General features: G+C 40.9%; 9 protein-coding genes and 1 pseudogene. 1 reads left to right on the top strand and 9 read right to left on the bottom strand.

Going from position 1 to position 12,039, the window contains the following annotated elements:
• Positions 1–84: 84 nt before the first annotated feature.
• From MKI79_RS02285 to mdtD, 8 genes and pseudogenes are all read right to left on the bottom strand, one after another.
• Positions 85–903 (bottom strand): transporter, encoded by an 819-nt coding sequence (locus MKI79_RS02285; RefSeq protein ID WP_241570452.1) that lies wholly within the window; start codon positions 901–903, stop codon positions 85–87.
• Entirely contained in the window at positions 900–1,451 is a 552-nt protein-coding gene (locus MKI79_RS02280; RefSeq protein WP_241570451.1) for an ankyrin repeat domain-containing protein, read from the bottom strand. Before MKI79_RS02280 ends, MKI79_RS02285 begins: the two co-directional genes overlap by 4 nt.
• Before the next feature lie 190 nt (positions 1,452–1,641).
• On the bottom strand, positions 1,642–1,995 hold the full coding sequence (locus MKI79_RS02275; protein ID WP_241570450.1) for an HPF/RaiA family ribosome-associated protein: 354 nt from the start codon (positions 1,993–1,995) through the stop codon (positions 1,642–1,644).
• Positions 1,996–2,398: 403 nt separating this feature from the next.
• Positions 2,399–2,980: pseudogene (locus MKI79_RS02270) on the bottom strand (cytochrome b).
• A 244-nt stretch (positions 2,981–3,224) separates the two neighbouring features.
• Positions 3,225–4,145 (bottom strand): D-hexose-6-phosphate mutarotase, encoded by a 921-nt coding sequence (locus MKI79_RS02265; protein WP_241570449.1) that lies wholly within the window; start codon positions 4,143–4,145, stop codon positions 3,225–3,227.
• Positions 4,146–4,238: 93 nt separating this feature from the next.
• Positions 4,239–5,309, bottom strand: a complete 1,071-nt coding sequence (dinB, locus tag MKI79_RS02260; RefSeq protein WP_241570448.1) for a DNA polymerase IV — start codon at positions 5,307–5,309, stop codon at positions 4,239–4,241.
• A 95-nt stretch (positions 5,310–5,404) separates the two neighbouring features.
• A complete protein-coding gene (locus MKI79_RS02255; protein ID WP_241570447.1) occupies positions 5,405–6,121 on the bottom strand; it encodes a glycoside hydrolase family 25 protein in 717 nt (238 codons plus the stop codon).
• Between the two features lie 72 nt (positions 6,122–6,193).
• Complete coding sequence (gene mdtD, locus MKI79_RS02250; protein ID WP_241570446.1) at positions 6,194–7,636, bottom strand: multidrug transporter subunit MdtD; 1,443 nt, start codon at positions 7,634–7,636, stop codon at positions 6,194–6,196.
• Positions 7,637–7,951: 315 nt separating this feature from the next.
• On the opposite strand from mdtD, the gene MKI79_RS02245 reads away from it, so the two are divergent.
• Complete coding sequence (locus MKI79_RS02245; RefSeq protein WP_241570580.1) at positions 7,952–9,697, top strand: choice-of-anchor I family protein; 1,746 nt, start codon at positions 7,952–7,954, stop codon at positions 9,695–9,697.
• A gap of 243 nt (positions 9,698–9,940) precedes the next feature.
• Here MKI79_RS02245 and MKI79_RS02240 read toward each other — a convergent pair whose 3' ends face one another.
• Positions 9,941–11,998 (bottom strand): hypothetical protein, encoded by a 2,058-nt coding sequence (locus tag MKI79_RS02240; protein ID WP_241570445.1) that lies wholly within the window; start codon positions 11,996–11,998, stop codon positions 9,941–9,943.
• Between the last annotated feature and the right edge of the window lie 41 nt (positions 11,999–12,039).

Genomic DNA, 12,039 nt, shown 5'->3' with positions numbered 1-12,039 from the left:
AATACTGCAAAGTAAAAAAGAACATTGAAATATGTTTTATCAATGTTCTTTTCAAAGTCATCTAAGCATTCTTATCTCAAATGCTTAAAATAAATAACCAAATCCTAATCCCGCAGTAAAGCGTGGATTTTGCTGATTAAAGCTATAACCAATCATCGCATCAAGCTGAAAACGGTCATTAACCATCCACATCACACCAGTATTGATCATTGACTCATAATGTTGGCTTTCTTGTTTGCGATACACATATTCGGAAAAGCCTGATACATTTTCACTAAAATTGTAGCCTACACTTGGAATGGCAGACCAAGCAAGGTCAACATCTTGATAGTCATAAATCATGGTAATGCCTGTGCTGACATCATCGCTATAGTTGTAGCCAATCGCCGATGCAACAGTATAAATCTCTTCCTCAGCAGTGAATTCATCATCGCCATTGGCAAGATTTGCCTCAGCAAGCACAGCCCAAGTGAAGTTTTCATCATTGGTTTCGATGGCTTTTTTCACACCGATGATGACATCACCCGTACCATCAATTTCGGTATCATCTGCGCCATCTTTGTTACGTTGCCAGATTGGACCATCCCAACCCACACGAAACTCAACATCATCTGCCACGCCGATGCGGAATAAAGCATCACCTTGCAAAGTCAATTGGCTTTGATCGACACCATCAACACGTCGCTCATCATAGGTCGCTGTTGGTACAGATTGCTCCCAAGCCACATGACCTTTTGGCACAATCGCTGTGCCAAGTCCCGCACCTGGGCGATCAAAAGAAAATGATTCTGCAAAAGCCATCTGAGATGTTGCAATGGCCATTGATGCAATGATCCCTGTTTTTAAAAGCGACGTTTTTAAATTCACAGTATTCGAGCTCATATTAGACATTTGTTGTTTCACGCATTGATTCCCAATTCTTTTGTCATTTTAGCACCATTTTCACGCAATAAGTTCAGCGTTTGCTTTTCCTCAGGCAACGCTTCACTCCAATCAATCTCATCAAAATCACAATCAAACCACAGCTCACTGACTGAGCTTAGAATCGTCAAGTCTTGATCATCTCGAGTGTTTGGATCGACTTTTTGTGCGAGTAATTTTTCCACGAATGGTACACATGCCGCACTGGTCGCATCCCAAAGTGGTCCATAAAATTCTTCACTATCCCAAAGGTGCAAATTGGCTTTGGCTTCGATCAAACGATCTAAAATATCGAGATAAACTTGTAGACTTTCAGATTTTTGTTGATCGCTCAGTGGCTGATTATCCTCATATGCCTGACAGATATTTTCCCACCATTTAAACAAGCCATCACACAAAATCGAAATCGGCGGTCCTTTTTCAGGTTCGATAAAATTCGGGTCAAGATCGTGCGCAAGTATACGTTCCACCTGTGCAAGGTCGAGCTGTTCAATCGCCTCGATAAGTTGTCGTTGCTCTGCGTTCAACATTGCCTGCTCCCTTGTGGTTATTTGGTGATAGCTTGCGGATTGCCTGACTTACAAAAAGTTCAAGCATATTGATATAAATCATTTACGCATAAAAAAACACTTTCCATCATATCGGAAAGTGTTTTAATCAGATAGAAAAATTGCGATTAATTACAATTTGTTCAAGCTGTTGATCAGTTAAAATTCTGACTTAAGCTTCAGTCGTTTCAGACCAATCAGGGCGTGTGCCACGACCGTGATCTGTTTTTGCGAACGAATGTTCTATCGTACGTTTGAGCTTATCAATCGCACCATGAATCGCAAGGTCAATATTATCTGCTTTGTGTGTTACGGCAACTGGTTTAAATCCTGCAGGGCGTGCTTCGATCATACAACGCTTGTCGAGTTCGCCACCACGATCACCATTGATATCACTCAGGTGAACTTCAAAATGGGTGATTTTTTCACTATATCTTTGAAATTGTTGTTTTAATTCATCTCGCACATAGTCGATTAAACGATCACTACCATGGATATTCTTATCGGTACGGATTTCAATATTCATAAATATCTTCCCTCTCTCGTTGACGATTGACGATACTGAAATTTCAGCTTGCGCCAAAGATGCACACTTGTATGTCAGTAATATGTAAATGCAGAGCTAAAGTAAATTTCTCTCGATCTATTTTCAAAAATCACCGACTCTCTTTTAGTTATACTCCTCCCAAAAAGCTTGTCAACGACAAAATATGTGAATGGATATCAGCAATTCGTATTAGTCCAAAAAAATCTGCAACAAAATATTTTAGGAGTGTTTTGTCATATTCATTGCATTGACATATGCCCTTGCTAGATTATTCAGAAAACCGTTTAAATTTGTTTATTTGATTTATTCATGACCAACCAACCAATAAAAAAGATCAGCCTTCTTAGCTGATCTTTTCAAAATAACACTTTGAGTTTTATTGCTATTTCTGCTTCAACATACTCAAAAGTACATTATCTTTATCAATAAAGTGATGTTTCAATGCTGCACCTGCATGTCCCAAAATAAGCAATCCTGCAAACCATGAGAGATAAATATGCAACGGCTTTACGATCGCCAACAGCTCAGGATTATCTTGGACTAAACGAGGAATCTCAAAAAGATACAATACTGGTGCAGGATGCCCTGCGCTCCAACTAAATAAACAACCTGTAATCGGTAGTGCAAGTAACATCAGATACAGCATCAAATGACCGACATGTGCAAACTTTTGCATCAACGGTGACATGGTATCAGGCAACTTTGGTACAGGATGGGTATAACGCCAAAACATGCGGATCAATACGAGAAAAATAATCGTCGTCGCAATATTTTTATGCAAGGTAATCACATCACCTTTGAAGCTACCATCAACATCATAGCTCTAGAAATTGCCACTATAAAAACCAATCCCCCATGCGCTAATAAAAATCAGTGCCATCACCCAATGCAGCACTTGCGCAGTTCGAGTGTAGTACTGTGACTGATTTTGGTTTAAATGATTGTGCGTTGAATGGTTTTCCATACTGAATACTCTGGCTGGTTTCGCACAATAATGTCTTATATATCATGACTGAATACATCATAAAGGACATTTTTAAGGCGAATATTGGCTAGTCTTGACTTTAATCCTGAAGCGTTCAAGAAAGATAATTTTGTCTATTGCACCGCAATTATCTATCTTTCATATTGAATGTATAACACTATTTTTACAACGCTGTGATGAAAAATTAAAACAGTGCACCACCGATTTACCCACTGAAAAAATATTAAAAAATAACCATCGAAAATTGATCACTCTGACCTGCTTTGATGTGAAGTCGATTCTCTCGCACATTGGCACATTCTAAACAGACAAACTTTTGCCAAGCTTGTGCATCTACATCCTCCAATCGTTGAGTCTTTTTAATCCACGGATTCCACACAATGGCGCTTTTACAGTTTTTCGTTTGAATATCTATCTGTTGAAGACCATCATGAATTTGATAATTTCCTGCAACGTCTTGATAAATTCGATCTGTTTCTTGATCAAATTGAATCTGCGCATGTTCTTGCACATATGTTTCATTCGTCAATTGATCTAAAAATTTTTTGCCTTGCAAACCATCAATTTTAACGCTTTCAATTGCATTCAAAGGGAAATAGCTGTGCCATGCAAATTCACAGTCAAAATCAGTATCGCCAACATTTTCAATACCCAATACCAAATGCAAGTGTTCACCACACGTCATACTTAGAGTCAAACGAAATTGATGATGCCAAAATAGATCCGTAATCGCATCATTTTGTAGCGTAAAAACCAATTGATGCCCTTGCGCCGATTGATCGACTGACGTTAAATCCCACAACTGGGTTCGAGCAAAACCATGCGATGGTAATTTTGCATCAGTCAGATGTCCACCAAACCACGGAAAGCACAGCGGAATCCCACCACGAATGGCTTTGGTTTTGCGATCGCTTTTCAAGTCATCTAAGAATTGCTGTAAAGATAATTCAGAGCACCAAAGCAACGACTTCACATCAACCACATCTGTTTCTGCGCTTTTAATTTTGCGTTCAAAACTTAGAATTTGCGCACCTTGCCGTGTAATCACCGCCCGACAAAACTCATTCTCAATTTCCATCACATCAAAATTCTGCTGACTCGCAACAGTAGATGGGTTAACCGCTTTAAAAGTAATGGCTGACATATTTAAGTAGACGTATTTGAACGATTGACTCAAACTAACAAAATCTGAATGGCTAATCGAACTATTTTTAGGACATTTTTGAAAAAGTTGACTTTAAATCAACGACAATTGCACTTGCTCACTTGCATCTTCCAAAGCAAACACACCAACGCCAATCAAGCGAAACTGCAAAGCACTATCGTCGTTAAACTCTTGCAACAACTGCATCACAGCCAGTTTAAATTCATCAGCATTACGCAACGGCTGTGCAAATGATCGACTGTGTTGCAAGGTTTTAAAGTCAGCGGTTTTCAGTTTGATTTGCACACCTCGAGCGTACATTTTTTTCTGTTGAAGCTGTTGCCAAACACGTTCAATCAGCGGTTGCCACTTTTCAGTAATTTCATTTAAAAAATAGTCTTTTTCAAACGTGACTTCTTTAGAAATCTGCTGACGTTCTCGATGATGTTGTACTTTACGGTGGTCTATACCCTGCGCATAAAGGAACAACTGCCGTCCAAATTTACCAAAATGATGAATCAATTCTGCTTCTTCCACCACTTGAATATCGGCAATGGTATGCCACGACAAGGCGTGCATTTTTTGTAAGGTGACTTTACCTACACCGGGAAGTTTTTCAAGGGCGAGTTGTTGGATGAATTGCTGGACCTGATGTGGCTTGACCACGCACAGCCCATTCGGCTTATTCCAGTCTGATGCGATTTTTGCCAAGAATTTATTCGGTGCAACGCCTGCTGATGCGGTCAGCCCTGTTTCCCGAAAAATATCTGCTCGAATATGTTCCGCCACTTCTGTCGCCGAAGCGAGCTGTTTAAAATTTTGCGTCACATCAAGGTAAGCTTCATCTAGCGACAATGGCTCGATTAGATCGGTATATTGCCTAAAAATTTGATGTAACTGCTGTGATACTGCTTTGTATTTGGAAAAGTCAGGTTCGATGCAAATCACTTGCGGGCATTTCTTTTTTGCCAGTGCCACTGACATCGCCGAACGTAAGCCGAACTTTCGAGCTTCATAGGTCGCTGTGGTCACCACCGAACGTGGATGATCATGCGCCACGATCATCGGCAAACCACGTAAATCTGGGCGATCACGCAACTCTACCGAGGCATAGAACGCATCCATGTCGATATGAATAATTTTGCGTAGAGGCGGTTGTGACATTACGTGACAGCACCGAAAAATGATCTGACTGCTTTAGTCTAACGCTTTCTTTGCGTAAATGCTCAAGCCGACTCAACAACAGAACAATTTAAAAGTTATTGCTTCGGGACATACGGCTCAACCGTATTGTTGGATTCTAGAAACACATCAAAATCCACCGTCGTACCACGAAATACATTCAGATCGACTTCTTTTTCAATACCAGCGATTTTGCCTCTTTGTGAATATTGCCAAAACAACCACGGACGCTGATCAAAGCGTGGCGGTGGCTCTTTTAAGTCTTGAATCCATAACACATGATCATCAAATTTGCCTTTGATATAACTTTGATAATAGTTCGGTGTGGTATAGAAAATCGGCTTTTTACCATAATGACTTTCAAGCGTTTTTGCCATCGTGGCAATTTCGGTTTGCAACTGTTCTGCAGTCACATCAGGACAATTCCATTGAAACTCTAAATCCATTACAGGAGGCAAACTGTCCGTTTGTTTTGGCACAGTTTCGATATAATTTTGAGCTTGCTCCAACCCAGTTTTACAGTTGCGAAAAAAATGATACGCACCGACTTTTAAACCTGAATCTTTGGCATTTTTCCAATTTTCGCTAAATCGTGGATCTTTAAAATCGCCGCCTTCTGTCGCTTTGATAAAGACAAATTGATAGTTTTTATCAATTTTTTTCCAATCAATTTCACCTTGATGATGCGACACATCGAAGCCGTGTATGGCATATTCTTCAAACTTTTGCGGATTTTCAAAATAATGAAACAACAAGCCACCGCTAGCCGTCAGCATCAATAATACAATAATCATGATCATCACACTCCTTCGCTGTTTGCGTTTATTTTTACGCTTCGCCATGTCTTTAATTTATCCGAAGCCGAGTTATGAAACTGGATGATTTTGATCTTGCAGGCGAAACTGACGCAGTTGACGAAATACCAAACTTGCCAAGATCGTGATCGCACCCAAGATGATAAAAGTCTGCTGAAACGACCACAAGGTAGATTGCCCTACGCCGATTTTCTCAAACAGATGTAAAAGCACGCCGACCAATGCCACACCCATACTCATGCAGACATTGATGACCATGGATAATAAACTATTGCCATTCGCCGACTGTGCTTTGCTTAAATCTTTTAAAGTCAAAGTATTCATCGCCGTGAACTGCATCGAGTTGACACAACCAAAAGCAAACAGATGCAAACATTGCGTATAAATATTTGAATGCGCATCCAACCATGCAAAACTCATAATCCCTAGCCCGACCAAAATGGTATTCACCACCAATACTCGATAATAGCCAAAACGCTGAATCATCTTTGTGGCAAAATTTTTAATCAGTATCGAACCAAAGACCAAAGGCACAAGCATCAAACCTGCGTGTAATGGACTAAAACCCATCGCCAACTGCAGCATCAGCGGTATGATAAACGGCATACTGGCACTGCCGAGTCGAGTAAAAATATTCCCCAAAATACCAATACGAAAGCGAATATCTGTGAATAAATCAGGGCGGAAAATCGCACGTAGATCACGCTGTGCATGCCATGTGTAGATTAGACCGGCAAACACACCTAAAGCTAAAATCGCAAGCACCGTAGCAATCGACCAACCACCTTGTGACAATCGTTCCAAGCCGAAAGTGAGTGCCACCATCATGATGATCAAATAAACAAACCCAAAATAATCAAAGCGTGGCAAATTTTCCAATTTGACATTCGGCATGTGCGTACACGTCAGGATAAAACCCAAAATACCGATCGGTAGATTAATCATAAATATCCAATGCCACGTGGCATATTCCACCATAAAACCGCCAAGTGTCGGACCAATCAAAGGACCAACCAAACCTGGAATGGAGATAAAACTCATCGCCGCAAGGAATTGATTTCTCGGTAAAATCCGAAGCAATGCAAGACGACCAACAGGCAGTAAAAATGCGCCACCAATGCCCTGAAATACACGCCCAATAATCAACTGGCTATAAGTTTGCGAGAGCGCACAGCCTAAAGATGCCACAGTAAAAATAGTGATCGCTGCTAAATACACATTGCGAATACCAAAGCGATCTGCCAACCAACCACTCACGGGAATAAATACCGCCACCATCAACACATAAGCGATCACCACATTGTGCATCTGCAAAGGATCAACATTCAGACTATAGGCAATACTCGGTAATGCGGTATTGACAATGGTTGCATCCAACGCCTGCATAAAAAAGCCAAGTGCAGCCAACCACAAAATCACTCGATATTCAGGAGCAACTTTGCTTTTATGGGCTAATGTTCTAGCAGATTGTTTTGCTGATGAATTGGATGACATTGAATCACTAACTGATATTAAAAATTGACTATTGAAATTTGAAGCATAAGAAACACAGTTTACCTTGCTCATTTCAGAACCGCTACGGTTCAAATTGCTGTGTTGAAAATTACAGCTTTAAAACATTAATCATATGTAGGCTTTATGATTATTTAAGAACTAATCGTCATTGTCATATGTTTGTCATCAAAAAGTCATGTAAATGACACAGCGCATTCCTAGCATAGATTGATTTTATTTTAACTATGCAATTAATGGGGAATATTAATGTTGTTGAATACCAATTTATTAAACAAAAAAGTGCTCTGCTTAGCGATGAGCTTAAGCGTATCAATGCTGTTTACCGCATGTAATGATGACGATAACGCATCAGAGCAACCCGAAGAACAAACCGAAATAACACCTGAAAGTATTGAACTTAGCCTATTAGGTCGTTATGCATCAGGTGTGTTTGCAGAAAGTGCGGCAGAGATCACTGCATTTGATCCTGAGTCAAAACGTATCTTTACGGTGAATGCCAAGAAAGGTTTAGTCGATGTGCTTGATGGTAGCGATATGGCGAATTTAACCCATATTGGCGAACTCTCCGCACGTGCTGTTTTGGCTGATTCTGAAGTGAACAGTGTTGCGGCATATAACGGTATCGTTGCACTTGCCGTTCAAGCGCCAACCAAAACGGATACAGGCTTGGTGGCGTTCTATAAAGCATCTGATTTAAGCTTCATTAGCTCTGTACCAGTTGGCGCATTGCCTGATATGGTCACTTTTAGTCCAGATGGCAAAAATGTTTTGGTTGCCAATGAAGGTGAACCAAATGACGGTTACACGGTTGATCCTGAAGGCTCAATCAGCATTATTGATGTCACTGACATTAGTAAGCCAACTGTACGCACAGCAGACTTTAGCTCATTTAACGACAAAAAAGCACAATTAATTGAAACTGGTGTACGTATTTATGGTCCAAATGCAAGCGTTGCACAAGACTTAGAACCTGAATACATCACCATCTCTAGCGACAGCAAAACTGCATGGGTGACTTTGCAAGAGAACAATGCACTTGCAAAAGTCGATCTTGCCACAGCGACTGTCACGGACGTTTTACCTTTAGGCTTTAAAGATCATGGTGTTGCAGGTCAAGGGATTGATGCAAGCGATGACGGCGTGGTCAATATCCAAACTTGGGCAGGCGTATACGGCGTATATATGCCTGATGCAATCACAAGCTATGACGTGGATGGCGCAACTTATCTTGTCACAGCCAATGAAGGCGATGCACGTGAATGGATCAGTGACGAAGATGCTTACTACAATGGTGACACGAGCAAAGGCTTTATGGATGAGCTTCGCATGAAGCATCTTGTGCACAAAGATGGTTTTGCACGCCGTCTTGGCGATGACATGCCTGCACAGCTCAATGCTCTAGCCAAAGGTGCAAAACTCGATAGCTCTGTATTTGGCTATTGTGGTAATACCTGCCGTGACGATGAAAATTTAGGTCGTCTAAATATCATCTGGAACATGGGCTATTTGAAAAATACTGATGGCACGCCAATCCTTGATGACAATGGCTACATGACCTACAACAAACTATATAGCTTCGGCGGTCGTTCATTCAGTATTTGGGATGAACATGGTGTGCAAGTTTGGGATTCAGGTGATCAAATCGAGAAGAAAATCGCTGAACTCCATCCTGAACTCTTTAACTCAGACCACGAGTCGGTTGCTGTTAAAGACCGCAGTGATAATAAAGGTCCAGAACCTGAAGGCGTTACCGTCGGTAAAATCGGTGAAAAGACTTTTGTCTTTGTTGGCTTAGAGCGTGTCGGCGGTGTCATAGTTTATGATGTTAGCAACCCGAAAGCGCCTGAATTCATCCAATACATTAACACTCGCAAAGTTGATGCGACGGAAGAACGACATGAAAATGGCGAAGCGGGCGATCTAGGTCCAGAAGGCTTAACGTTCGTATCAGGTAAAAAATCACCGACAGGTATACCGCTTTTAATCGTGGGGAATGAAGTGAGTGGAACGACTGCGGTTTACCAAATTACATTGAAATAATTTCACTAAAAATGAATTTTATTTCAAATACTTAATCATCTAAAAATGAATAGCAACCTATGGGTTGCTATTTTACCTTCGACACACGATTCTTTTACAGAGAATCGAAACTATAAAATGTATAAAAAAACTCAACTAATCTTCAATCTTTCGTTATAAATATTTCACAGAAGAATAGTTGAGTTCGCTAAGTGTTGTCGCAACTGCTACATTGCGACCTATTTGTTAAATTTTCATGTGGACTTACTTTGCAAGTGGATGATAAAAATATCCTGCACTAATCACATTCTTTGCTCCAAGAAAGCTACTCAATGTCCCACTAAACACACCTTCAACTGCAGTATCTGTGATCTTGACTTTCACAGTACAAGAACCACCTGAAACAGCCGACCCTCTAGCAACACCCGTGGTTGTGAGATTTAAGGATAATAACGCTTTTTGAGCTCCATTATATGGTGAGTTTGCTAACGAGCTGTCTTCCGCACAAGGATATGTACCTGATTTTGTCGGGAAAGCAATATTCCAATCGCCCTTACCATCTTCTGCTCGGTAGTCAATAATGAAATATGGATCGGTCGTTTTACTAAAAGAACGAGCTTTAAAATAAGTAAATGTCGTCGCTCCATCCACCACACCAGTTGCCCCTCCTAATCCACCCAACTTAGACTTAGCCGCAAGCTCTGCCGCGGTAAACTCGACGTCCGTACCAGTATTACCGCCAGTGTTGTTACCACCATCATCAATCACCGCATTTTTGGTATTGAAAGATCCACCTGATACTTTGGTTGATGCGCTAATTTGGCTCGGCACTTGATCTAGAGTATTTACACCAAGACGAATCGTTTTAGCCTTTCCAGTACCGTCTGGCTTACTATCGAGATAGATATTATAAGTACTATCACTTTTTTCGATATAGTCGTCATTACCATCCCAAGTCAATTCCAAGCTACTCGCAGTACATTTCACATCATCAGTACCTGAAGTACTCACTTTGCCTGCATTACCAATTTCAATATTGACATCGTTCACACCACATAGTGTGGCAGCAGTTTTACCTTGCCATTTGCCAGCCAAATGATTGAATACAGCAGGGACTTTTTCACCATAGCTGACGATATTATTGCGGAATCCATATTCATATTGCCCACCGGCTACACCTTCAATAAAGCCATTTGCTTTAATGTAGGTACTTAAATACTTATCTGGTGTGGTTCCACCATTTAAGAACACCTGCCCTACAAAAGGCGTTAGCATATCAATAAATACATCATTGCTATTCAATGAGCTAATAATCGTGCCATCAGCCGCTTTGAGTTGCATTGACCAGTTATCTACTGTTCCACTTATAGACAGTGACCCTTCTCCAATTTGACTTTCTTTGCCAGCCGGTGCTCTATAAATTGCGACAGGATAGGTGCCTTTTACGCCTGCGAAGAAATCTGATTGATTGGCTGTGCTATAACCGCTCAATGTCGCCAAACCTAGTTCTCGTATTGGGTTATTTGTGTTGCCACCATTATTATTTCCACCATTATTATTCCCGCCTGTATTCGAACTTACTGTTGGCAAGCTTCCTCCAGCAGCATAGGTAGACAATAACGTATTCCATGATGTATTCGCCGCTTGCGCTGCCGTCATCAGTGCTTCAAGTAAATCATCATATGCATTACCTGCTTGCGGTGCAAACGGAGTAATCAATGGGTTGAAGTTTGCGGTACTTGGATAACTATACCCTTTGGCAAGCAAATCTTGTTTCAATTTTTCCATTGAAGCATTAATCTGCCCATTCAATTTTTGGAAATCTAGATTACTCGTCTGTGCAAGTTCTTGTAGTGTCATGCCTAGTGCTGCATTTGCCGCATGTGCCAACGCCAAACTTGTTATCGGAGTAATATTGGCATTTGTTTGGTTAGCTAGGCTTAATGTGTATAGCGCTTGCTGGTTGGTCGCACCATTTGCTGTTCCGCCTGTCGCACTCACCACGCAAGGTAAATTCGCTGTCGGCACCGCAAAACTCCATTGACCAGTAGAATTAGTCGTCGTTGCATTTTGTTTTGCATACCCTGCACAGTTGAGATTGATATTCGCCCCTACCAAAGGTGCTCCTACCGCTGTCGTTCCTTCTAGCTTTGTTGTTTTAACCGTTTCTTCATTTTCACCAGAATTATTTTCTGAATCTTGCTGATTCTCACCAGAGTTCTTTCCCGAACTACTACCATCGAACCAACAACCACCTAACGCCAAGAGCACACATAAGCTTAGTGGCTTTAATGTGCTTTCTATCACAGTCTTAGTATCCATTTTTTATCTCCAATGTTGTAGAACTCAACTTTTTTCTGTTA

Origin of the sequence: Acinetobacter sedimenti (assembly GCF_022601685.1) — a bacterium.
GTDB lineage: Bacteria > Pseudomonadota > Gammaproteobacteria > Pseudomonadales > Moraxellaceae > Acinetobacter > Acinetobacter sedimenti.
The sequence above is the reverse complement of the archived record's forward strand: the minus strand, read 5'-3'. Positions and strand labels throughout refer to the sequence as shown.